Source organism: Anaerostipes butyraticus (assembly GCF_016586355.1).
Taxonomy (GTDB): domain Bacteria; phylum Bacillota; class Clostridia; order Lachnospirales; family Lachnospiraceae; genus Anaerostipes; species Anaerostipes butyraticus.
Map to the genome: position 1 here is coordinate 150,033 of NZ_BLYI01000006.1, position 22,296 is coordinate 172,328.

The 22,296-nt window shown below is 44.0% G+C and carries 24 protein-coding genes and 1 tRNA gene; 23 read left to right on the plus strand and 2 right to left on the minus strand.

The annotated features are described in order from the left end of the window. Positions 1–118: 118 nt before the first annotated feature. The 3 genes from JMF81_RS01680 to JMF81_RS01690 all read left to right on the plus strand — a co-directional run bounded on the left by JMF81_RS01680 (position 119) and on the right by JMF81_RS01690 (position 2,620). Complete coding sequence (locus tag JMF81_RS01680; RefSeq protein WP_201309732.1) at positions 119–1,105, plus strand: diaminopimelate dehydrogenase; 987 nt, start codon at positions 119–121, stop codon at positions 1,103–1,105. After that, the gene (locus JMF81_RS01685) at positions 1,089–1,766 is read left to right on the plus strand and encodes an alpha/beta fold hydrolase (protein WP_201309733.1); all 678 of its coding nucleotides are present in this window, start codon (positions 1,089–1,091) and stop codon (positions 1,764–1,766) included. The genes JMF81_RS01680 and JMF81_RS01685 overlap by 17 nt, the downstream gene beginning before the upstream one ends. Positions 1,767–1,915: 149 nt before the next feature. After that, the gene (locus JMF81_RS01690; protein WP_201309734.1) at positions 1,916–2,620 is read left to right on the plus strand and encodes a zinc metallopeptidase; all 705 of its coding nucleotides are present in this window, start codon (positions 1,916–1,918) and stop codon (positions 2,618–2,620) included. Between the two features lie 88 nt (positions 2,621–2,708). Here the strand turns inward: JMF81_RS01690 and JMF81_RS01695 are convergent, their stop codons facing one another. Continuing rightward, positions 2,709–3,128, minus strand: a complete 420-nt coding sequence (locus tag JMF81_RS01695; protein WP_243282508.1) for a MerR family transcriptional regulator — start codon at positions 3,126–3,128, stop codon at positions 2,709–2,711. Positions 3,129–3,286: 158 nt separating this feature from the next. Between JMF81_RS01695 and larB the strand changes: the two genes are divergently transcribed. From larB to JMF81_RS01755, 12 genes are all read left to right on the plus strand, one after another. After that, a complete protein-coding gene (larB, locus tag JMF81_RS01700; RefSeq protein ID WP_201309735.1) occupies positions 3,287–4,036 on the plus strand; it encodes a nickel pincer cofactor biosynthesis protein LarB in 750 nt (249 codons plus the stop codon). Further along, entirely contained in the window at positions 4,029–5,369 is a 1,341-nt protein-coding gene (gene larC, locus JMF81_RS01705) for a nickel pincer cofactor biosynthesis protein LarC (RefSeq protein ID WP_201309736.1), read from the plus strand. The genes larB and larC overlap by 8 nt, the downstream gene beginning before the upstream one ends. Then, positions 5,359–6,189: an ATP-dependent sacrificial sulfur transferase LarE gene (gene larE, locus JMF81_RS01710; RefSeq protein WP_201309737.1), complete on the plus strand. Its 831-nt coding sequence runs from the start codon at positions 5,359–5,361 to the stop codon at positions 6,187–6,189. Before larC ends, larE begins: the two co-directional genes overlap by 11 nt. A gap of 2 nt (positions 6,190–6,191) precedes the next feature. After that, the gene (locus JMF81_RS01715) at positions 6,192–7,184 is read left to right on the plus strand and encodes an energy-coupling factor ABC transporter permease (RefSeq protein ID WP_201309738.1); all 993 of its coding nucleotides are present in this window, start codon (positions 6,192–6,194) and stop codon (positions 7,182–7,184) included. Beyond that, positions 7,130–7,969 (plus strand): cobalt ECF transporter T component CbiQ, encoded by an 840-nt coding sequence (gene cbiQ / locus JMF81_RS01720; RefSeq protein ID WP_243282509.1) that lies wholly within the window; start codon positions 7,130–7,132, stop codon positions 7,967–7,969. Before JMF81_RS01715 ends, cbiQ begins: the two co-directional genes overlap by 55 nt. Before the next feature lie 42 nt (positions 7,970–8,011). Beyond that, positions 8,012–8,758, plus strand: a complete 747-nt coding sequence (locus JMF81_RS01725) for an energy-coupling factor ABC transporter ATP-binding protein (RefSeq protein ID WP_201309739.1) — start codon at positions 8,012–8,014, stop codon at positions 8,756–8,758. A gap of 19 nt (positions 8,759–8,777) precedes the next feature. Then, positions 8,778–9,806, plus strand: a complete 1,029-nt coding sequence (locus JMF81_RS01730; RefSeq protein WP_201309740.1) for an aldo/keto reductase — start codon at positions 8,778–8,780, stop codon at positions 9,804–9,806. A 20-nt stretch (positions 9,807–9,826) separates the two neighbouring features. Next, positions 9,827–10,936, plus strand: a complete 1,110-nt coding sequence (locus tag JMF81_RS01735; protein ID WP_201309741.1) for a metallophosphoesterase — start codon at positions 9,827–9,829, stop codon at positions 10,934–10,936. 75 nt (positions 10,937–11,011) lie between these two features. After that, positions 11,012–11,659: a ribonuclease H1 domain-containing protein gene (locus tag JMF81_RS01740; protein WP_201309742.1), complete on the plus strand. Its 648-nt coding sequence runs from the start codon at positions 11,012–11,014 to the stop codon at positions 11,657–11,659. 223 nt (positions 11,660–11,882) lie between these two features. Next, positions 11,883–11,955: transfer RNA gene (locus JMF81_RS01745), tRNA-Arg, on the plus strand. Positions 11,956–12,061: 106 nt separating this feature from the next. Next, positions 12,062–13,432 carry an MATE family efflux transporter gene (locus JMF81_RS01750; RefSeq protein WP_201309743.1) on the plus strand — a complete coding sequence of 457 codons (1,371 nt, stop codon included), beginning with the start codon at positions 12,062–12,064 and terminating at the stop codon, positions 13,430–13,432. Positions 13,433–13,460: 28 nt separating this feature from the next. Next, entirely contained in the window at positions 13,461–13,874 is a 414-nt protein-coding gene (locus JMF81_RS01755; RefSeq protein ID WP_201309744.1) for an acyl-CoA thioesterase, read from the plus strand. On the opposite strand, the gene rlmH is transcribed toward JMF81_RS01755, so the two are convergent. Then, the gene (gene rlmH / locus JMF81_RS01760; protein WP_201309745.1) at positions 13,860–14,306 is read right to left on the minus strand and encodes a 23S rRNA (pseudouridine(1915)-N(3))-methyltransferase RlmH; all 447 of its coding nucleotides are present in this window, start codon (positions 14,304–14,306) and stop codon (positions 13,860–13,862) included. The two genes, JMF81_RS01755 and rlmH, sit on opposite strands and share 15 nt — an antisense overlap. Positions 14,307–14,506: 200 nt before the next feature. On the opposite strand from rlmH, the gene JMF81_RS01765 reads away from it, so the two are divergent. The 8 genes from JMF81_RS01765 (at position 14,507) to hemZ (ending at position 22,289) form a co-directional block, all read left to right on the plus strand. Further along, positions 14,507–15,127: a CHASE3 domain-containing protein gene (locus JMF81_RS01765; RefSeq protein WP_201309746.1), complete on the plus strand. Its 621-nt coding sequence runs from the start codon at positions 14,507–14,509 to the stop codon at positions 15,125–15,127. Positions 15,128–15,132: 5 nt separating this feature from the next. Next, positions 15,133–15,537, plus strand: coding sequence for a 23S rRNA (pseudouridine(1915)-N(3))-methyltransferase RlmH (locus JMF81_RS01770; RefSeq protein WP_201309747.1), 405 nt, complete (start codon positions 15,133–15,135; stop codon positions 15,535–15,537). A 36-nt stretch (positions 15,538–15,573) separates the two neighbouring features. Beyond that, a complete protein-coding gene (locus tag JMF81_RS01775) occupies positions 15,574–16,482 on the plus strand; it encodes a DUF2156 domain-containing protein (RefSeq protein WP_201309748.1) in 909 nt (302 codons plus the stop codon). A gap of 77 nt (positions 16,483–16,559) precedes the next feature. Then, positions 16,560–17,486, plus strand: a complete 927-nt coding sequence (gene pyrB, locus JMF81_RS01780; RefSeq protein ID WP_201309749.1) for an aspartate carbamoyltransferase — start codon at positions 16,560–16,562, stop codon at positions 17,484–17,486. Next, on the plus strand, positions 17,476–17,898 hold the full coding sequence (locus JMF81_RS01785; RefSeq protein WP_201309750.1) for an aspartate carbamoyltransferase regulatory subunit: 423 nt from the start codon (positions 17,476–17,478) through the stop codon (positions 17,896–17,898). The genes pyrB and JMF81_RS01785 overlap by 11 nt, the downstream gene beginning before the upstream one ends. Positions 17,899–17,916: 18 nt before the next feature. Beyond that, positions 17,917–20,199: a RelA/SpoT family protein gene (locus JMF81_RS01790; RefSeq protein ID WP_201309751.1), complete on the plus strand. Its 2,283-nt coding sequence runs from the start codon at positions 17,917–17,919 to the stop codon at positions 20,197–20,199. 9 nt (positions 20,200–20,208) lie between these two features. Then, positions 20,209–20,847 (plus strand): MBL fold metallo-hydrolase, encoded by a 639-nt coding sequence (locus tag JMF81_RS01795; protein ID WP_201309752.1) that lies wholly within the window; start codon positions 20,209–20,211, stop codon positions 20,845–20,847. An 89-nt stretch (positions 20,848–20,936) separates the two neighbouring features. Then, entirely contained in the window at positions 20,937–22,289 is a 1,353-nt protein-coding gene (gene hemZ, locus JMF81_RS01800; RefSeq protein WP_243282510.1) for a coproporphyrinogen dehydrogenase HemZ, read from the plus strand. The last annotated feature ends 7 nt before the right edge of the window (positions 22,290–22,296 follow it).

Here is a 22,296-nt window from a genome sequence, read left to right on the forward strand (position 1 = left end):
AAATTATACACTTGCATAAAAGGGATTTCAAGAAAGAAAAGAATTCATTGAATGATATGAAGAATGATGGTATACTGGCATTTGCTGGAAATTATACTGTTGAAAAAAGGAGATAAGTATGAAAATAAAAATTGGAATATTAGGATATGGAAATTTAGGCCGAGGGGTGGAATGCGCAGTCAGGCAGAATCCGGATATGGAACTGGCGGTTGTTTTTACAAGAAGAAACCCTGAGGATGTTGCGATCCTGACGAAATCCGCGCAGGTGTGCCATGTATCAGAGGCAGAACAATGGAAGGATAAGATTGATGTTATGATCTTATGTGGAGGAAGCGCTACAGATCTGCCGGAGCAGACACCGAGATATGCCGCAATGTTTAATGTGGTGGACAGCTTCGATACTCATGCAAGAATTCCGGAACATTTTGCCAATGTAGACGAAGCAGCCAAAAAGGCAGGAAAGGTAGGAATCATTTCTGTAGGCTGGGATCCGGGAATGTTTTCTTTAAACCGCATGTATGCCAATGCCATTCTTCCGGAAGGGAAAGATTATACATTCTGGGGGAAAGGAGTCAGCCAGGGGCATTCTGACGCAATCCGAAGGGTAGAAGGAGTCAGAGACGGCAGACAGTATACCATTCCGGTGGAAACTGCTTTGGAAGCGGTAAGAAATGGAGAAGATCCGGAACTTACAACGAGAGAAAAGCATACGAGGGAATGCTTTGTTGTGCTGGAAGAGGGAGCAGATGCCGATGCAGTAGAAGCACAGATCAAGAATATGCCAAACTATTTTTCAGATTACGACACAACTGTTCATTTTATCAGTGAAGAAGAGTTAAAGAGAGATCATAGTAAGATTCCGCATGGAGGATTTGTTCTTCGAAGTGGAAGAACCGGATGGGAAGGAGAGAATCATCATTTGATCGAATATCGTCTGAAATTAGATTCTAATCCGGAATTTACATCCAGTGTTCTTATTGCTTACGCAAGGGCAGCTTATAAGATGGCTCAGGAAGGACAGACAGGCTGCAAGACTGTATTTGATATCGCGCCGGCTTATTTAAGTCCAAAATCAGGAGAGGAACTTCGTGCAGCTTTATTATAGAGAGGCAGGAAGCGGAGAACCATTGATCCTGCTCCATGGAAACGGAGAGGATGGGAGTCATTTTGCAGATGTGATGAAGCATTTTGCTTCCCGGTACCGGGTGATTGCAGTCGACACCCGTGGACACGGAAAGTCTCCGAGAGGGGAGGCCCCATTTACAATTCGGCAGTTTGCAGAAGATCTCAGAGAATTTATGGATCAGCAGAAAATTGAGAAAGCAAATCTTCTGGGATTTTCAGACGGAGGCAATATTGCCCTGATTTTTGCCCTTCAGTATCCGGAAAGAGTACTCAGGCTGATTCTAAATGGAGCGAACCTGAATGCGGAAGGCGTCAAGCCGTCTGTGCAGATTCCGATTGAAATCGGATATCGAATGGCCAGAATCTGTTCAAAAATCAGTCAGAGAGCAAAGAAAAATGCAGAGATAGTGGGACTAATGGTCCATGATCCTAATATAGATCCGGATCAGCTTCGCAGTCTCTGCATGCCTGTACTGGTGATTGCAGGAAAGCAGGATATGATCAAACAAAAGCATACGGAACTGATCGCGAAAAGCATTCCGAATGCCTGGCTGTCCATTATCCCGGGAGATCATTTTATCGCTTACAAAGAATCGAAAATGTTCTGTAAAGAGGTGGAAGGATTTCTGGAAAACGCTTAAGTGATCAGAAAATAAAAGATAAAATAGGAAAAAAAGTGACAAATCATACCAAGGAATGAAATGATTCTAAAATAAGTATAAACTCTATTGATTTCGTTATATACTAACGTTATAATGCTATCAAGCAGAGAAGAAAGAAGGGAGCATTTATGTTTTACCCATACGGATTTTATTTTGATGGAACGTATCTTTTAATCATCATAGGAGCGGTTATAACAATGATTGCATCTTCCAAGATGAATTCTACGTTCCGCAGGTATTCCAGAGTGAGATGCCACTGCGGACTGACAGGATCTCAGGCTGCAGAGAGAATCTTGAATCAGGCTGGAATCTATGATGTTTCTGTGCAGCGGGTCAGAGGAAATCTGACAGATCATTATGACCCAAGGAATAAAGTGCTGCGCCTGTCTGATTCTACCTATGGATCAGATTCTATTGCGGCAATCGGAGTCGCAGCCCATGAGTGCGGCCATGCAATTCAGCATCAGAAGGGATATGTGCCTTTGACGATTCGGGGAGCTTTGGTGCCAATCGTCAATATCGGATCCAATTTGTCATGGGTGTTCATTATCGCAGGAATCTTTTTGGGAATGAATCAGTCACTGATTCATTTTGGAATCATTTTGTTCTCTCTGGCAGTTGTTTTTCAGCTGGTTACACTTCCGGTTGAGTTTAACGCTTCAGCCAGAGCATTGAAGATTCTTGGAAATACAGGAATCATGTACGGAGATGAAGTTGCGCAGACAAGGAAAGTGCTGTCAGCGGCAGCGCTGACTTATGTCGCAGGTGCAGCAGCGGCACTGCTGGGTCTGCTGCGCCTTGTCCTTCTGTTCGGAGGAAATGACAGAGACTGATAGTCTTATGGTGATATTTAATCTCATAACAGGAAGAAAAAAACACCTCCAGGCTTTTATGCGGCCTGGAGGTGTTTTTTTGCGGAAATTATGAAAGCGGCTGCTGCCGTTTGTCTTTGTCCGGAAGCGATTCGTGAATTTTTGTTGTTCCGGCCTTCAGAGCAGTTTCATAGTACCAGCATTTGTAATCAATCATTTCCAATGTATGCTTCAGTTCCTCAATTTTTCGCAGGGTTTCTTCCCGGCGTTCCAAAAACATTTCATAGCGGAGTTTGATCGTGGAATCACCTTCAGAACACCAGTCGATAAATTGTTTGATTTTTTTGATAGGCATACCGGTTTTTTTCAGACATTCTATGACAGACAGACGATCAAGATCATCATCATCGAATTTGCGGATTCCAGAGTCCGTACGGCTGACGGATGGAAGGAGACCTTCTTTTTCATAATAGCGCAGGGTAGAAGGTGAAATATTCGTCTTTTTTGCAACTTCTCCTATCGAATACATAATACTCCTTTCTTTCTTGACTTCGAGTTAACTTTAAGTGATAAGATAATTGTACAATGAAAAAGTTCAGTCTGCAAGAATGAATCTTGAGATGTACGGGAATTCGAAGTACAATGAAAAGACGGAATAGAATAGTACGGGAGGTATACGGCTTACAGATGGAAGTACAGGAGATATTATCAAAGGTAAAAGAAGGCACAATGTCTGTAGAAGAAGCCCAGAGGTATCTGAAGAGACAGCCTTTTGAGGAACTGGGGTATGCCAAACTGGATACTCATAGAAAAATTCGTTCGGGATTCGCGGAAGTAATCTTCTGCAGCGGCAAGGCAGATGAACATCTGCGCCAGATTGTTGGGAAACTGTATGAGGAAGAAGGAGAAGTTTTCGGAACACGGGCAAGCAAAGAACAATATGAAATGCTGAAAAAGACGTATCCTGAATTAGAGTATGATGAGATTTCCGGAATTATAAAAATAGAAAAAAAGGGGAAAAAACAGGAAGGAAAGATCGCTGTATGTACCGCGGGAACTGCAGATATATCAGTGGCGGAAGAAGCGGCGCAGACGGCAGAATATTTCGGCTCCAGAGTAGAAAGAATTTATGATGTTGGCGTCAGCGGACTGCATCGTCTGCTGGCGAGACTGGATGCGATTCAAAGCGCCAACTGTGTCATTGCGATCGCAGGAATGGAAGGAGCTCTTGCCAGTGTGATCGGAGGTCTGGTGGATAAGCCGGTTATCGCAGTTCCTACTTCTGTGGGATACGGTGCGAATATGCATGGATTATCGGCGCTTTTGACGATGATCAATTCCTGTGCCAATGGAATTGCAGTGGTGAATATTGATAATGGTTACGGAGCCGGATATATGGCAACGCAGATTAACAGATTGGGGGTAAGACATGAATAAGACACTGTATCTGGAATGCTGCAGCGGAATCAGCGGAGACATGTTTGTCGGTGCTTTGCTGGATCTGGGAGCAGATGAAAAAGGTTTAAAAGAAATGCTGGAGAGTCTGCCGGTGGATGGTTTTGAAGTAAAGATCACCAGAAAGAAAAAGGCGGGACTGGATGGCTGTGATTTTGATGTTGTCCTGGATCAGGAACATGAAAATCATGATCATGATATGGAATATCTCCATGGACATGATCCGGAATATCAGAAGGAACACAGCCATGCCCATGTTCACAGCCATTCGCATGAACATTCCCATGAGCATCCGCATGAACATGCCCCTCACGGGCATCACCATCATGGACATCATCATGCGCACAGAGGACTGACGGATATTTTAGGCATTATTTCCCGGTCAGGGCTGAATCAGCATGCCAGACAGACTGCCTCAGATATCTTTGAAATTATTGCTCAGGCAGAAGCAAAAGCCCATGGAGAACCGGTGGATCAGGTGCATTTCCATGAAGTGGGAGCAGTGGATTCCATTGCGGATATCTGTGCGGCAGCGTTTTGCCTGGATGATCTGGGAATCAGTGAGGTGATCGTTCCGGAATTATATGAAGGAAGCGGCACGATCCGCTGCCAGCACGGCATCATTCCGGTTCCGGTGCCGGCAGTTACTCATATTGCGGCAGATCATCATCTGACCCTGCATATGACAGGGGTTCGTGGTGAACTGGTAACGCCGACCGGAGCGGCTATTGCGGCGGCTGTCCGCACGGCAGATCGCCTTCCGGAAAAATTTAAGATTTTGAAAACAGGAATCGGAACCGGCAAAAGGGATTATGACTGCCCGGGTATTTTAAGAGCGATGCTCATTGAACCGGAGGCAGGAAAAAAAGATGAAATCTGGAAACTGGAAACTAATATTGATGACTGCAGCGGGGAAGTGTTTGGAGGTCTTATGGAAACTCTGCTCCGGGCAGGCGCCAGGGATGTTCATTATTTTCCTGTTTATATGAAGAAAAATCGTCCGGCATATCAGCTGAATGTTGTTTGCGACGAGGACAGGATAGAGCCGCTGGAACAGATTATTTTTCAGGAGACGACAACCATAGGAATCCGGCGGATCCGGATGGAACGTACGGTTCTTTCGCGCAGGGAAACAGAAGTTAAGGGATGGTTCGGTACGGCAAAAGTAAAAGTCTGCAGTCTGCCTTCCGGGGACCGGGCGTATCCGGAGTACGAGAGCGTAAAGAAAATCAGTGAAAAGCACGGAATTTCTTATATGGAAGCCTATCATGAAATCGTACAGGCATGGAAAGAAAGAGGAAAATATGAACAGTAAACAGGAGCATCTTTGTCAGATGATGGAACAATATGCGGCAGATGATGTAATGGTTGCGTTTTCCGGGGGCGTCGACAGCGCCCTGCTTTTAAAACTTGCCTGTGAGGCAGCTAAAAAGACAGGGAAGAGAGTTCATGCAGTGACAGTCCATACAATGCTGCACCCGGCAGGCGAACTGGAAGCGGCAGAAGAAGAGGCGAAAGCGATGGGCGCCATTCATCATGTAATTCAGATGGACGAGCTTAGAGACGCCGGGATTTCTGAAAATCCTCCGGACCGGTGTTACCGGTGCAAACGGCATCTTTTTCTTGAAATCCGGAAACTGGCACAAGAAAATGGAATATCTGTTGTCATTGAAGGAACCAATGAAGACGATCTGCATGTCTACCGGCCCGGAATCCGTGCAGTCAGAGAACTTCAGATCAAAAGTCCGCTGGCAGAGGCGGAGATGACAAAAGAAGATGTCCGTGCTCTTGCAGGGAAATATGGATTAAAGGTTTCATCAAAGCCGTCCATGCCCTGCCTGGCGACCCGGTTTCCGTACGGAGCCAGATTATCTTACGAAAAATTAAAACAGGTGGATCAGGGAGAAATTTTCCTCAGAAATCTGGGATATCGAAACGTAAGGATCCGGGTTTACGGGGATCTGATCCGGATTGAAATTGACAGTGATGAGATGAGGCGGTTTGTGGATCAGAAAGAGGAAATCATTTCCTATTTAAAAGAACTGGGATATTTATATATTACAGTGGATCTGGAAGGCTTCCGTTCCGGAAGCATGGATCTGCAGATCGATCAGCAGAAAGAAGGGAGAAAGTAGTTATGCATATGGCTGACGCGCTGGTAGCGCCGGCGGTTGCGGGAACTATGTATGTGTGTTCCGCAGCGGCAATGACATATTCAATAAAGAAAGTTCACCTGGAGGTGGATACTAAAAAAATTCCTGTTATGGGAGTCATGGGGGCATTCGTATTTGCGGCCCAGATGATTAACTTTACGATTCCGGGGACAGGATCTTCCGGACATTTATGCGGCGGCATGATGCTGTCTGCGATTTTAGGACCGTTTGCGGGATTTTTGACTATGATAGGAGTCCTGCTGGTACAGTGTTTATTGTTTGCAGACGGAGGTCTGCTGGCTCTGGGAGCCAATATATGGAACATGGCATTTTACGGATGTTTTATTGGCGGAATGGTCATCTGGAGGATGATCATGAAAAATGGAATGTCAAAGAAAAAGATTATGGCAGCTTCTGTTTTAGGGTGCATCCTGACGCTCCAGCTGGGAGCATTTTCCGTCACACTGGAAACGTTAGCTTCAGGAATCACAGAACTGCCGTTTGCGGTTTTTGCTGGAACCATGCAGCCAATTCATCTGGCGATTGGACTTGTGGAAGGACTTATTACATCAGCGGTTCTCTGCTTTATTTATGACGCGAGACCGGAACTGCTCTGGATGTATCAGAAAAAAGAAAGAGGGAAGCTTTCTTACAAAGGAACGGTTGGAGCACTGGCCTGCGCTGCGCTGGCGGTCGGAGGTCTGCTGTCCCTGGCAGCTTCTTCCAATCCAGACGGGCTGGAATGGTCCATGGAAAAAGTGTCAGGAACAACAGAATTGTCTGCTTCAGGAACCATACACCAGGCTGCACAGAAAATACAGGAACTGACAGCTTTTCTTCCAGATTATTCTTTTAAAGGATCAGAAGGGGCTGTGGGAACTTCGGTTTCAGGAATTGTGGGAGCAGTGATCGTGGCAGCCTTGTGTATTGTAATCTGTATCTGTATAAGGAACATAAGGAAGAAGAAAGTGAAGTAGCCGTGGGGAAAATCAGAGAAGCAATTTATGGAATTCATCATATGGATGAAACAGCGTCAAAAGATCGATGGATGCAGAATCTCCATCCTCTGGCAAAGCTCCTGACAGCTTTTGTCTATATCTTTGTTGTAGTCTCTTTTGACAAATATGACCTGCCGGGACTTGCGGTCATGGGGCTGTATCTTTTTGTCCTGTTTTTCTTTGGAAAGTTTTCGCTTTTTCGGGCGGTACGGCAGATGAAAGTCATTCTGGCGGTTTCTGCTGCTGTGGGAATTGCAAATCCGTTTTTAGACCACAGCGTCTGGATGGAGGCTGGAGGGTTTGTGATTACCGGAGGAATGATATCCATGATCACATTGATGTTAAAAGGCATTTATGCAGTGCTGGAATCCTATCTTCTGATTGTGTCTACTTCGATTGAGGAAATTTGTTATGCTCTTCAGTGTCTTAAGATTCCGAAGACATTCATCACAGTTATTTTACTGATTTACCGTTATATGATCGTTCTTCTAAAAGAGGCAGAAAGAATCATGCTGGCCTATGAAATGCGGGCTCCCGGTCAGAAAGGCGTCCATTGGAAAGCATGGGGATCCCTGGCAGGGCAGCTGCTTCTGCGGAGCATTGACCGGGCCCAGATTGTTTATGAAAGCATGATGCTCAGAGGATATGACGGAACGTTTCGTCTGATACGGAAAAAAGAAAATACGGCACAAAGTCTGGTCTATGGGATCGGATGGATTCTGATTTTTCTCTTATATCGATGTTTTTGCGAATATTTGAGATAACAGGGAAAATGTTTTCAGTGCCATGATAGGAGGAAATGTGACATGCAGACAATTGAGATCAGTCATCTGTCTTTTGCCTACGGTGATGAGCCGGTGCTTTCTGATGTTTGCTTTCAGGCAGAGGGAGAGGAGACCATAGGGATCATCGGCGCCAATGGAGTGGGGAAATCTACTCTTCTGAAAATCATAGTAGGAATTCTGCCGGAATATCAGGGAAGTTTAAAAATCTGCGGTATGGAGGCAGAAAGGAAAAACCTGGCGCAGATCCGGGAAAAGACGGGTTATGTATTTCAGGATTCTGAAAGCCAGCTTTTTATGTCCAATGTTTATGAAGATGTGGCGTTTGCGCCGAGAAATTATGGATATCCGGAGGAGGAAGTTCGAAGAAGGACGGAAAGAGCTCTGGACATGGTCCATATCAAAGATCTTCAGGAAAAGCAGATTTACCGTTTGTCAGGAGGACAGAAAAAACTGGCATCGATTGCTACGATTTTATCGACGAATCCGGAAATCATTCTTCTGGATGAACCTTCTGTCGCTTTGGATCCGAAAAACCGGAGAAATCTGATTCGGATTTTGAAAGAACTTCCGGGAATGAAGATCATTGCATCCCATGATCTGGATATGGTATGGGATACATGCAGCCGTACGATATTAATGTCAGACGGAAGGATCATAGCGGATGGAAATACAAAAGAACTATTAACAAAGCAGGATTTGCTGGAAGCACATGGACTGGAACTTCCGATGTTCGTGGCAGGACAGCAGAGTATGCAGCAGAAAAAATAACCAGCAGGGGGAATGTTAAATGAAACAGGTGACATTAGGAAAGACAGGGATTACGGTACCGCAGAATGCGTTTGGAGCACTTCCGGTTCAGAGAGTCGGGATGGAAGACGCCGTAAAGATCCTGCGGCGGGCATATGAGGGAGGAATGCGCTTCTTTGACACGGCCCGCGCCTACAGTGACAGCGAGGAGAAGCTGGGAAATGCTTTTGAAGGAATGCGGGATAAGATTTATATCGCCACAAAGACCATGGCAAGAACACCAGAAGATTTCTGGGATCAGCTGGAGACTTCTCTGAAGTTATTAAAAACAGATTATATTGATATATATCAGTTTCATTGTGTGGATGTCTGTTATCGGGAAGGAGACGGCACAGGGATGTATGAGTATATGCTGGAGGCGAAGAAACAAGGAAAGATCCGTCATATTGGCGTAACGGCCCATAAACTCAATGTTGCCAGGGAATGTGTCGAGTCCGGTCTTTATGAAACACTGCAGTATCCGTTCAGCTACCTGTCATCCGAAAAGGAGCGGGAACTTGTGAAGCTGTGCAAAGAGCATAATATGGGATTTATTGCAATGAAAGGACTGGCGGGCGGTCTCCTGAATCATTCCAAAGCAGTATTTGCCTATATGTCTCAGTTTGACAATGTACTGCCGATCTGGGGGATTCAGAAAATGGAAGAGCTGGAAGAGTGGCTGTCCTATATGGATCATCCTCCGGTTATGGATGAAGAAACAAAGAAATTTATTGAAAAAGAAAGAAAAGAACTGACAGGAGAGTTCTGCAGGGGATGTGGTTACTGTATGCCGTGTCCGGCAGGAATTAAGATCAATAACTGTGCCAGAATGTCGCTGATGCTTCGCAGAGCGCCGTCTAAAAACTGGCTGAGCAAAGAATGGCAGGAAAATATGAAGAAAATTGAAGACTGTCTCCACTGCGGACAATGTATGTCCAAATGTCCGTATGAACTTAATACCCCGGAACTGCTGCAGAAAAATTATGAAGATTATAAAAATATTCTGTCAGGAAAAACCGTGATCGAATAAAGCAGCAGGGAGGAGCGGATATGACAGGAATGTTTCTATTGTTTCCGGCATTGATCTGGGGACCTCTGGGAATTTATCTTTATCATATTGTTGTTCGTTTTTTTACTTTGCTGCGGATCCGGGAAAAAACAGCGGTCTCCAGAGTTCTGTCTCTGGCGGTCACTTTGTTCTGCGTTTCCAGAGGCTGGATGCTGTATGGGCTGGGAGCGGTTGTGCTTCTTCATTTTCTGGCATTTTCTGCAGGTATGGAAATCATCTGGCGGATTGTACAGAAACGAATTCATAGAAAAAAAGTCAGAAAAGCATGGGATATAATTTACAGAAGCAGCGTTGTTTGTTTTATTTTGCTTGCAGTTGTCTTTGCTTATGGTGCATACAATATGAGAGATGTGAGAAGGACACATTATGATCTTACGGTTGAAAAACCGGCGGCCAGAGACTTCAGAGCGATTCAGATCTCTGATCTTCACATGGGAACAGCCATGGGAGCCGATAAGCTGAAAGAATACTGTGATAAGATTAAAAATGAAAATCCAGATCTGCTGGCACTGACCGGGGACATTTTTGATGAAAATACAACAAGAAAAGAAATGCAGGCGGCTGCCAGACTTCTGGGTGGAATTAAGACAAAATATGGTGCCTATTATATTTTCGGAAATCATGATTATAATCTTTATACAGACCATCCTTATTATACTCAGAAAGAGCTGAAACAAACATTGGAAAAAGAAGGGATTCATGTATTGGAAGACAGTGTGGTTAAAGCCGCAGACTGGCTGACTGTCGCAGGAAGAACGGACGCATCGATGGAACGGAAAGAAATTGGCGATCTTTTAAGCAAAGCAGACCGGGATTCTTTTATTCTTCTGCTGGATCATCAGCCGAAAGGTCTGAAAGCGAATCAATCAGCGGGGGCTGACCTGCAGCTGTCAGGTCATACTCATGCAGGACAAATCTGGCCGACAGGTCAGCTGGGGAGCCTTTTGGGGATAACAGAATTAAATTATGGCTGCCGGCAGGATGGAAGCTGCCATGTTATCGTTTCCTCAGGGATCGGCGGCTGGGGATATGCCATTCGGACCGGAGGGCATTCTGAATACGTGGCAGTGGATGTTCATGTCAGATCATGATTTTTGGCTTGAGGTTTTTTTCTGTTTCCAGTAGAATAAGGAACGGAATGAAGAAAAGACGATGGAGGAACCACGATGGCCAGTAAATTTTATGCGGTAAAAACAGGAAGAAATCCGGGAATATATCATACCTGGGAGGAATGCAGGAAACAGATTCTTGGATTCTCCGGCGCCAGATACAAAAGTTTTGCAACGATGGAAGAGGCAGAAGCGTTTATAAAACCCGGAGAAAATGAGATGATGGAAGTGGATGAGGATACGCTGACTGCGTATGTAGATGGGAGTTTTTGCAAAGATAACGAGACTTTTTCTTACGGAATGGTCATTGTGCAAAAACAGCAGGATGATCTTTATTTTGCCCGAAAATATGAAGACCCGGATCTTGCCGCCATGAGAAATGTGGCAGGGGAGATCAAAGGCGCAGAAGCCGCCATGAAATATGCTCTGGATCAGGGGTATAAAAAACTTATGATTTATTATGATTATGAGGGCATTGAAAAATGGTGCACCGGGGAATGGAAGACAAATAAAGAGGGAACACGCGCTTACAAAGCGTTTTATGATGAAGAGAAGAAGAATCTTGGAATCAGATTTGTAAAAGTAAAAGGTCATTCCAATGATAAGTACAATGATATGGCAGACATGCTGGCAAAATCAGCTCTGGGAATCGGAGATGGAAGTTTTGAGCCGAAAGACGGAGACCAGTGGGAGATGGTAAAATAGGAGAAAAGGGTCAAGGTTGACAGAAATTTCAGGAGTGATATACTAAAACTGCCGCATCAGTTCCGGAAGGAGTGCAGGCTGCAGCCTGTATCGGAGGTGTCTAAGCTCACTTAAAGATTATTCTTAGAAACACGCTCCGGCTGGTGGGCTTTTTAATATCTGCCGGAAAATATAAAAAAATGCTTGCAAAAAGTTTCATCTTATTATATTATAATATAGCTGTGTACCAGTAACTCAGTGGATAGAGTGGCAGCCTCCGAAGCTGTTGGTCGCGGGTTCAACTCCCGCCTGGTGCATTTTAATTTTATAATTGTCGATTAGGACTATAGATTTTTCTGTTTCTGACTATAAACAGAAATCTATAGTCCTTTTTATTTCTGTTTGAAAGGGAGGAGAAACATTATGGATCAAACTTATATGAAAAAGAAACCGATTTTGCCGCTGCTGATGTCCATGGCACTGCCAATGATCATTTCTATGTTTGTAAATTCATTATATAACATTGTGGACAGCATTTTCGTGGCAAAGATCAGTGAAGAAGCAATGACAGCTTTGTCTCTGGTATATCCGGTGCAGAATCTGGTGACGTCGATCAGTGTAGGATTTGGAGTAGGAATCAATGCGATGATCGCCATGTTTTTGGGAAGCGGAAATGAAGAAAGAGCAGGAGCGGCAGCAACGCAGGGACTGCTGCTGAACGGAATCCATGGAATCTTATTGAATGGTCTCGGTCTGCTTTTTATGCCAGCCTTTTTGCGAATGTTTACTTCCGATCCGAAGCTGATCGATCTTGGCATGCGCTATTCTGTGATCGTTCTCTGTTTTTCTGTCGTGATTACCACAGGGATTACTTTTGAAAAGATTTTCCAGGCAGTCGGAAAGATGATGGTGACGATGGCAAGTCTTATGTGCGGATGTGTGCTGAACATTATCCTGGATCCGGTTCTTATTTTCGGGATTGGACCTTTCCCTGAAATGGGAATTGAAGGAGCGGCTCTTGCCACAGGCCTTGGACAGCTGTCAACTCTGGTAATCTATCTGGCTGTTTATTTCTGGAAGCCGGTCAACGTAAAGATTTCTGCAAAATATCTGAAGCCGGAAGCAAAGCTTTGCCTGAGACTATATTCCATTGGAATTCCGGCAACCTTAAATATGGCACTGCCGTCTGTGCTGATTTCCGCCTTAAATGGAATGTTTGCTGTATACTCCCAGACTTATGTAGTGGTACTTGGCATTTATTATAAACTGCAGACCTTCCTTTATCTGACGGCCAATGGGGTTGTGCAGGGAATGCGTCCTCTGATCAGCTATAATTACGGAGCAGGTGAAATACAGAGGGTGAGAAAGATTTTCCGGACATCTTTGACGATTATTATAGGAATTATGATCGTAGGTGTGATCTTATGTCTGGCTGTACCGGAAATGCTGATGAAAATGTTTACGTCAAATCCGGAGACCATTCAGATTGGAGTAACTGCCATGAGAACAATTTGTATCGGTTTTGTGGTTTCGGCAGTATCTGTTACATCCGCGGGAGCTTTTGAGGCCCTTGGAAAAGGAATTCAGTCCTTTATGATTTCTTTCTTAAGGTATGTGGCAGTCATTCTTCCGGCGGCATTTCTGTTAAGCCGTTTGTTTGGTGCCGGAAGTATCTGGAATGCTTTCTGGATTGCGGAGTTTGTAACAGCGGCCGCGGCATGGGCGCTGTATAGAAAAGTAATGAATCCTAAAGACGAAAGTGAAAAAGAAATTTTGACAGAAAAAAAGGAATAGATTACAATATGGGGCAGGAGGAATGATTATGGAACATATTTCAAAGATTGTAGTAAGATATGCGGAAACGGATCAGATGGGAATCGCCCATCACAGCTGCTACCCGGTCTGGTTTGAAGTAGCAAGAACGGAATTCATCAAAGCTGCCGGCATCTCCTATACAGAAGTCGAAGAAATGGGGATTATCCTGCCTCTTACTTTTCTGGAATGCAGATATAAAACAGCTGCGCTGTATGAAGATGAGCTGGAAATCCATGCGAAACTTACAAAACTTACACCGGTCAGACTGGAATTTTCTTATGAAGTTACAAGAGATGGGGAAGTGATCGCCACTGGAAAGACCGGACATGGAATGGTAAGCAAGGATCTGAAGCCGCTGAATGTAAAAAAAGAACACCCGGATTTGTACCGGATGTTTGAAGATGCATTAGAGACGGCTTAGCTGTTCCGTGAGGATCAGCCGCATAAGCTGATGTGGAAATGTCAGATTTCCAAAACTTAATTTGATTCGGCCTTTGGCGACAACGTCAGGAGACAGTCCGAGAGATCCGCCGATGATAAAGGAAACGCAGGAGATGGAGTCCTGTTTCAGCTGATTCCATGTTTCCATAAATTCTTCGGTGGAAAACGGGGTGCCTTCGATGCACAAAGGAATTACAAAACTATCAGAAGGAATTCGTGACAGAATACGGGTTCCTTCTGTTTTTTTGATTTTATCTTCTTCTTTCTGACTGGCATTGTCCGGTGTTTTTTCATCAGGAAGTTCAATGATCTCAAAATCGTATTTTTTCCGGATCTGTTTTGCGTAACGTGCAATCAGTTCTTTCAAATAAGTTTCTTTTAATTTTCCGACACAAATGATCTGTATTTTCATAAAAGGAGGCTCCTTCTGTATTTTTCGTTTCATTGATTTTACAATAAAGGAGAGAGGAAAGCAACCGGCGGGGACAGTTGTCAGGGGCTTTTTCTGAAATCAGAAGGATTCCCGCTTCGGACTGGACGGGCTATCCGGTATGGGGTATAATATAATGAAATCTGGGATAATATCAGTATAATGGAACTGGAGGAGTGTATTTGAAATTAAAAAAATCAACGATTATGATTCTGGTAATGAGCTGGATCTTATTTTTTGGGGTATGTTTTGCGGCTTTTTATCAGCTGGAACAGATGAAAGAAGCCCGGGCTGCAAATGAAAAGATCTTTAAGGATCAGTCCACAGAGCAGATTTCAGAAGAACCTGCGGAATACGCGGATGTCAGAAAGTTTATGGCTGATTATTATAAAGCCATTCAGAGAGATGACAGAGAAAAATTAAAAACGATGGTAGAGGATTACCAGGAACTGGAAAAACAGCAGGACAGCCTGGAACAGTATATTGAGGAATATCAGGATCTTTCGTACCGGGTGGAGAGCGTACAGGATTCCGGGGATTATATAGTATACGTTTCTTATCAGCTGAAAATAAAAGGAATCAAGACTCCGGCGCCGGGGATGACACCGTATTATCTGGCAAAAAAAGGAGATTCGTTTCTGATCTATAACAATGAGGATCATGATACGGAGGCAGTCAGGACGGCCAAACAGGAAAGTCTGGGGCGCAAAGAAAACAAAGAGCTGATCGAAAAAGTAAATGAAGAGTACGAAGAGGCTTTGAAGACAGATGATCAGCTGAAGAATTTTTTGAAGGATGAGTAAGAAGTATGATGAGAATACAAGTGTATGTACAGCAGAAGAAGGCTGATCCACTTTACCGTAAGGCGATGGAAGAGTATCTAAAACGCCTGGGGGCTTATGCGTCGGTTTCTGTCACTTATCTCAAGAATGAAAAACAGATGCAGAAGAAGGCGGCCGGAAGCAGAAAGAAGTTTTTTGTTGCATGTGGGAAAAAAACAATGACGAGCCCTGAATTTGCCAGAGAGATAGAGAATCTTTCTGTCCGCGGAGCGTCATCGATTGATTTTTTTATTGGGGAACAGCCGGAAGAAGATATGGAAGTATTTCGGATTTCTTCTTTTACGATGGATTCGTCTCTGACGGCAGCGGTGCTTCTGGAGCAGATTTACCGGGCCTACCGGATCATTCATCATCAGGCATATCATAAATAGAAGAACAAAGCAGAAAATATCAGCAAGGAGTATATCATGGAGTTTAAGACACCAACGTTGGGAGACAAAGAATTTATTGACTCGTTTTTTGAGGAAGAATCAACAAGAAGCTGTGATTTTAGTACAGCGAACATTATTTTATGGAATCAGTTTTATGACTGTCAGTATGCAGTTGTCTGTGACACTCTTGTTATGCGGACCGATGAAGAAGGGGAATCTTTTTCTTTTCCAATGGGGAAAGGAGACAAGAAAAAAGCAGTAGAGGAGATCATGAAATACTGCGAAGAGCAGGGCATTCCATTTGTCATGAATGGGATCACCCATGAGACGGAAGAACAGATGAAGGAAATGTTCGGAGACATTTTCCAGGTGGAGTATGACAGGGATGCAGCGGATTATATCTATGAACGGGAGCAGCTTGCCACTCTCCGCGGCAAAAAGCTTCATGGAAAAAGAAATCACATCAACCGGTTTAAAGAAAACCATGAATGGTCTTATGAAAAACTGACAGATGAAAATCAGCTGGAAGCACTGACGATGCTGATGGAGTGGAAGATGCAGAACTGTACTCCGGAAGACCTGGAAAAGCATGAGGAAATATGCGTATCCAAAAACAGTCTGATTTACTATAAGGAACTTGGGCTTGCAGGAGGGATCCTAAGGGCAGACGGGAAGATCGTAGGCTTGTCATTAGGGGAGCCGGCGGTAAATCCGGACACATTTGTTGTTCATATCGAGAAGGCGTTTCCGGATATACAGGGTGCCTACCCGATGATCAATCAGCAGTTTGTTCTCCATGAAATGGAAGGATTTACTTATGTAAACCGGGAAGAAGATATGGGAGAAGAGGGACTTAGAAAGGCAAAAATGTCATACCGCCCTGCATTTATGCTGGAAAAAGGATTTTTGAGGTTTCGGCAGGAGCATAAAATAGTAAGTAAATGAATTGACACTAAGAGTCTAAAAATGTAGAATGAAATTATACCAAATGGGAGTAATGTATGATTTAGGAGGAAATTACGATGAGACATTTGATTGATCCCATGGATCTGAGCGTGGAGGATATCGACCGGCTGCTGAACCTGGCGGATGATATTTCCAAACATCCTGAGAAATATCGGGAGGTGTGCCGCTACAAGAAACTGGCAACTTTATTTTTTGAGCCAAGTACAAGGACCAGGCTGAGTTTTGAAGCCGCGATGCTCGAGTTAGGAGGCAGCGTGCTTGGTTTTTCTTCCGCTGATTCTTCTTCCGCCGCGAAGGGAGAGAGCATTGCGGATACAGCAAGAACAGTTGCCTGTTACGCGGATATCATCGCAATGCGTCATCCGAAGGAAGGAGCGCCGTATGTCGCGTCGCAATTTGTCGATATTCCGATCATCAATGCCGGAGATGGAGGACATAACCATCCGACTCAGACGCTGACGGATCTTTTAACGATTCGAAGGGAAAAAGGACGGCTGGATCATTTTACGATTGGTTTTTGCGGGGATCTGAAGTTTGGACGTACCGTTCATTCTCTGATCAAAGCATTATCCAGATATGATGATATCAATTATATTATGATTTCTCCGGAAGAACTTCAGATCCCGGAATATCTGAAGAAGGATGTTTTTGAGCGAAAAGGCATTCCGTTCCGGGAAGTTGAAAAGATGGAAGAAGTTATGCCGGAACTGGATATCATATATATGACCAGAGTTCAGAGAGAGCGGTTTTTTAATGAGGCGGATTATGTGCGTCTCAAAGACAGCTACATACTGGATATGGATAAGCTTAAAAATGCAAAAGAAGACCTGTCCATCCTTCATCCGCTGCCGCGTGTCAATGAGATTTCTGTTAAAGTGGATCAGGATCCGAGGGCATGCTATTTCAGGCAGGCACTGAACGGAAAACATGTCAGGATGGCGTTGATTATGGATTTGCTGGGGGTAAGCGCAGATGAAGATTGATAGTATCAAGAATGGAATCGTGCTGGATCATATTACAGCAGGAAGAGGAATGGAAATATATAACAGCCTTGGGCTTGACAAGTTAGACTGCAGTGTCGCGATCATAAAAAATGTAAAGAGCAGTAAGATGGGAAAGAAGGATATCATTAAGATTTCGGATAATTTTGAGGTAAACTTCGATGTTCTTGGATATATTGATCCGGATGTAACCGTCTGTGTGATCGAGAACGGAGGAGTAAAATCCAAACATAAGGTGGAACTGCCGCAGATGCTCACCAACATTGCCAAGTGCAGGAATCCGAGATGCATTACATCCGTTGAGCAGGAGATAGATCATGTGTTCAAGTTAGTAGACAGGGAGAAACAGATTTACCGCTGCATTTACTGTGAATCCAAGTTAAAGAAGAACTAAGAAGACAAAGAGGTACTCATGGAACAGGAAAAGAAAAAACCGATCAACCGTGTAAAGAAGGATATCAGCAAGCCGGCGAGCTTTACGCCTCCGGAAGAATTAAAGCAGCAGCTGCTGGATACGATGGAAAAGATATACAATAAAGATGACATTGAATGTGTGAAGAAAGCTTATGATGTAGCTTACAAGGCTCACGATGGACAAAAGAGAAAGTCGGGAGAACCGTATATCATCCATCCTATTTGTGTTGCCATTATTCTTGCAGAACTGGAACTGGATAAAGAAACAATTATGGCAGGACTGCTCCATGATGTAGTAGAAGACACAGAAGTAACACACGATGATATTGTCGAACAGTTTGGAGAAGAAGTCGCTTCTCTGGTGGACGGTGTTACCAAACTGGGACAGCTGAGTTATTCAAAAGATAAGATTGAGGTTCAGGCAGAAAATCTCAGAAAGATGTTTCTTGCCATGGCAAAAGATATCCGTGTGATTTTGATCAAACTGGCAGACCGTCTTCATAATATGAGGACCATGCAGTTCATGCGTCCGGAAAAGCAGAAAGAAAAATCCAGAGAGACAATGGATATCTATGCTCCGATCGCCCACCGTCTTGGAATTTCCAAGATCAAAGTGGAACTGGATGATCTTTCTTTAAAATATCTGAAGCCGGATGTATACGAAGAACTGGAACATTCGCTGAATTCCAGAAAAGAAGAGAGAGAAGCCTTTATCAAGGAAATTGTGGAAGAAGTCGGAGGACATATCAAGCGGGCAGGGATCAAGGCAGAGATTGACGGGAGAGTCAAGCATCTTTTCAGCATTTATAAAAAGATGGTCAATCAGAATAAAACCATTGATCAGATTTATGATCTTTTCGCTGTCAGGATCAAAGTCGATACGGTAAAAGACTGTTATGCGGCTCTTGGAATCATTCATGAGATGTATAAACCGATCCCGGGACGTTTTAAAGACTATATTGCGATGCCAAAGCAGAATATGTATCAGTCTCTCCATACGACGCTGATCGGCCCGGAAGGACATCCGTTTGAGATACAGATCCGGACGTTTGAGATGCACCGTGTAGCGGAATATGGAATTGCCGCTCACTGGAAATACAAAGAAAACAATAATACTCCCGGACTGAACAAAGAAGAGGAGAAACTGAGCTGGCTTCGTGAAATCCTGGAATGGCAGAGAGACATGGATGATAATAAGGAATTCCTGAGTCTCCTGAAAACAAATCTGGATTTGTTTGCGGAGCAGGTATACTGTTTTACGCCGAATGGAGATGTGAAGAATCTGGCCAACGGATCAACGCCGATCGATTTTGCTTATTCCATCCACAGTGCAGTCGGCAATAAGATGGTAGGAGCCAGAGTCAATGGAAAACAGGTTCCATTTGAATATAAACTGCAGAATGGAGACCGTGTGGAGATCATTACTTCACAGAATTCAAAGGGTCCGAGCAGAGACTGGCTGAATCTTGTCAAAACAACACAGGCAAGGAGCAAGATCAATCAGTGGTTCAAACACCAGTTTAAGGAAGAGAATATCGTCAAGGGGAAAGAACTCCTTGAGAAATACTGTAAGAGTAAAAGCATCAACCTTCCAAAACTTATGAAACCGGAGTATATTAAGAAGGTTGAGTTAAAATACGGATTTAAAGACTGGGATTCTGTCTGTGCCGCAGTCGGGCACGGAGGCCTGAAAGAAGGCCAGGTTATCAATAAGATGCTTTCAGAAGACCGTAAGCGTCAGAAAAAGGAAATTACCGATGAACAGATTCTGGCGAAGACACAGGGAGAGCCTTCTGTCGATAAGGGCACAGTGGAGAAGTCCAAAGGCGGAATTGTCGTTCAGGGAGTTAATGACGTATCTGTCCGCTTTTCAAAATGCTGCAATCCGGTGCCGGGAGATGAGATCGTTGGTTTTATTACCAGAGGAAGGGGAATTTCCATTCACAGGACGGATTGCGCCAATGTGCTGAACATGTCAGAACTTGACCGGTCCCGCCTGATTGAGGCCGAATGGCAGGTAAGCGAGGAAGAGACAAATCAGACCTATACCACTGAGATCAATATTTATGCCGATAACCGGAAAGGACTGCTGGCAGATGTGTCTAAGATTTTTCTGGAACTGGATATCGACATTATTACGATCAACGTATCAAATAATAAGAAAGGCAGGGCAACCCTCAGCATGTCTTTTGATATTACCGGCGTAAGCCAGCTGAACCGGATCATTTCAAAGATCCGCAGCGTTGAGGGAGTGATAGACATAGAAAGAACAGCAGGATAGGTGAAAATTATGGAAAAACCTTTAGAATTGCACTGCATTGCCCTTGGGCAGATGCAGACCAATTGTTATATCGTAATCAACCGCAGTACAAAAGAAGCCGTTGTCTTTGATCCGGGAGATCAGGGAGAGAAGATCATGGAGACTTTAAAGAAGGAAGGAGTCCGTCTGACAGCTGTCTGTCTGACGCATGCTCATTTTGATCATATTATGGGACTTCCATATCTGATGGAAGTTAATGATAAACTTCCGGTTTATCTTCATGAGGATGAACAGGATGTTTTGCTGGATCCTCAGTTAAATCTGTCTACCATGGTCGGGCTTACCATTTCTCTCAAGGCAAACCGTATCGTAAAAGATGGAGAGGAGATTGAACTGCTTGGGGAGAAGGTGACATGTATTCATGTTCCGGGACATACAAAGGGCGGTGTCTGCTATTATTTTTCAGCTTATGGGTGGCTGATTTCCGGCGATACGCTGTTCCAGAGGAGCATTGGAAGAACAGATTTCCCAACAGGAGATCTGAATGCGCTTCTGCTGGCAATACGATCAAAACTTTTTGTGCTGCCGCCTGAGACCAGGGTATTTTCAGGACATACCCCGCCGACAACGATTGGAGAAGAGATCCGGAGCAATCCGTTCTTGTTATAAATATGGTTGGATTAATTCAGAACGATACGGTATATGAATACGATATACGCAGTTTAATATTGGCATTTTTGATAGGAGAAAAGATAGAATTGACAGATCATGTTGATTCTATCTATGACTTTGTACTGGATGTTTTTTACGAAGAAGAACAGATGCGCATGACGCTGTATCAGGAAGGATCCGTTTGCGGTGAAAAGATTTTGACCGGAGATTACAGAAATAAAAAAGTATGGAAGAATCCTGTAAAACGGGCTGTGTATCAGCTCTTTTCGAAGGCCCTGGGAAAAGAACTTCCCTGGGGGACTCTGACAGGGATCCGTCCGACCAAGATTGTTTTTGATGGATTTGCAAAGGGTAAGACTCAGGAGCAGATCATCCGGGATTTTCAGAAAGATTATCTGGCTTCGGAAGAAAAAGCCGCCTTATGTACAAAAGTAGTAAAGACGGAACAGGAACTTTTATCCAGGTTTCCGTATGAAGAAGGATACAGCCTGTATGTTGGAATCCCATTTTGTCCAAGTACATGTCTGTATTGTTCTTTTGCGTCCTATCCGATCCGGGCATATCAGGAGCATGTCAAAGCATATCTGGATGCGCTGGAGAAGGAAATTTTGTTTGTAAAGGAACACTACAAAGGGCAGAAGCCTCAGACTCTGTATATTGGAGGAGGAACGCCGACATCACTTGAGGAGAAAGATCTGGAACGGCTGCTGGAGATTATAGACCAGTGTTTTTCGATTAAAGATCTAATGGAAGTGACTGTGGAAGCCGGACGGCCGGACAGTCTCAGCTGGGAGAAATTAAAAATACTGTCTCAATACGGAGTCACCAGGATCAGCATTAATCCTCAGACGATGAATGATGCGACTCTTCGAAGAATCGGAAGAAATCATACAGCGGATGATGTGAGAGAGACATATGATCTGGCAAGAAAAGCCGGATTTCAAAATATTAATATGGATACGATCTGCGGTCTTCCGGAAGAAGGCATGAAAGAACTGGAGCAGACTTACCGGGCAGTCCGGGAGATGGGACCAGACAGCCTTACGGTGCATTCTCTGGCTGTAAAACGTTCTTCCAGACTGAATCAGGTGAAAGAACATTTTCATCATTATGGAGCAACCCCTGAGATGGTGGCATATGCGGGAAAATGCGCTCTGCAGATGGGGCTTGAGCCGTATTATCTGTACCGGCAGAAAAATATTCCGGGGAATCTTGAAAATGTCGGTTTTGCAAAAAAATCAAAAGAATGTCTCTATAATATTTTGATTATGGAAGAATTACATGATATTATAGCAGTTGGCGCAGGAACGTCATCAAAGATCATGGATCAGAGCAGACATTCCATATCCAGAGTCGAAAATCTGAAAGATGTGCTTCAGTATACTGCACGCGTAGATGAGATGATTCATAGAAAAGAAGTAAAGATGAACGGGAAATAGGAGAAAT

Excerpts from the sequence above, each read along its gene's own strand:
- larC (WP_201309736.1), top strand. The coding sequence starts at position 4,029 with ATGAATAAGACACTGTATCTGGAATGCTGCAGCGGAATCAGCGGAGAC.
- JMF81_RS01680 (WP_201309732.1), top strand. The coding sequence starts at position 119 with ATGAAAATAAAAATTGGAATATTAGGATATGGAAATTTAGGCCGAGGG.
- larE (WP_201309737.1), top strand. The coding sequence starts at position 5,359 with ATGAACAGTAAACAGGAGCATCTTTGTCAGATGATGGAACAATATGCG.
- JMF81_RS01695 (WP_243282508.1), bottom strand. The coding sequence starts at position 3,128 with ATGTATTCGATAGGAGAAGTTGCAAAAAAGACGAATATTTCACCTTCT.
- JMF81_RS01775 (WP_201309748.1), top strand. The coding sequence starts at position 15,574 with ATGGAGTTTAAGACACCAACGTTGGGAGACAAAGAATTTATTGACTCG.
- JMF81_RS01795 (WP_201309752.1), top strand. The coding sequence starts at position 20,209 with ATGGAAAAACCTTTAGAATTGCACTGCATTGCCCTTGGGCAGATGCAG.
- JMF81_RS01785 (WP_201309750.1), top strand. The coding sequence starts at position 17,476 with ATGAAGATTGATAGTATCAAGAATGGAATCGTGCTGGATCATATTACA.
- JMF81_RS01690 (WP_201309734.1), top strand. The coding sequence starts at position 1,916 with ATGTTTTACCCATACGGATTTTATTTTGATGGAACGTATCTTTTAATC.
- JMF81_RS01735 (WP_201309741.1), top strand. The coding sequence starts at position 9,827 with ATGACAGGAATGTTTCTATTGTTTCCGGCATTGATCTGGGGACCTCTG.
- pyrB (WP_201309749.1), top strand. The coding sequence starts at position 16,560 with ATGAGACATTTGATTGATCCCATGGATCTGAGCGTGGAGGATATCGAC.
- JMF81_RS01730 (WP_201309740.1), top strand. The coding sequence starts at position 8,778 with ATGAAACAGGTGACATTAGGAAAGACAGGGATTACGGTACCGCAGAAT.
- rlmH (WP_201309745.1), bottom strand. The coding sequence starts at position 14,306 with ATGAAAATACAGATCATTTGTGTCGGAAAATTAAAAGAAACTTATTTG.
- JMF81_RS01770 (WP_201309747.1), top strand. The coding sequence starts at position 15,133 with ATGATGAGAATACAAGTGTATGTACAGCAGAAGAAGGCTGATCCACTT.
- JMF81_RS01790 (WP_201309751.1), top strand. The coding sequence starts at position 17,917 with ATGGAACAGGAAAAGAAAAAACCGATCAACCGTGTAAAGAAGGATATC.
- JMF81_RS01750 (WP_201309743.1), top strand. The coding sequence starts at position 12,062 with ATGGATCAAACTTATATGAAAAAGAAACCGATTTTGCCGCTGCTGATG.
- JMF81_RS01740 (WP_201309742.1), top strand. The coding sequence starts at position 11,012 with ATGGCCAGTAAATTTTATGCGGTAAAAACAGGAAGAAATCCGGGAATA.
- JMF81_RS01715 (WP_201309738.1), top strand. The coding sequence starts at position 6,192 with ATGCATATGGCTGACGCGCTGGTAGCGCCGGCGGTTGCGGGAACTATG.
- larB (WP_201309735.1), top strand. The coding sequence starts at position 3,287 with ATGGAAGTACAGGAGATATTATCAAAGGTAAAAGAAGGCACAATGTCT.
- JMF81_RS01725 (WP_201309739.1), top strand. The coding sequence starts at position 8,012 with ATGCAGACAATTGAGATCAGTCATCTGTCTTTTGCCTACGGTGATGAG.
- JMF81_RS01755 (WP_201309744.1), top strand. The coding sequence starts at position 13,461 with ATGGAACATATTTCAAAGATTGTAGTAAGATATGCGGAAACGGATCAG.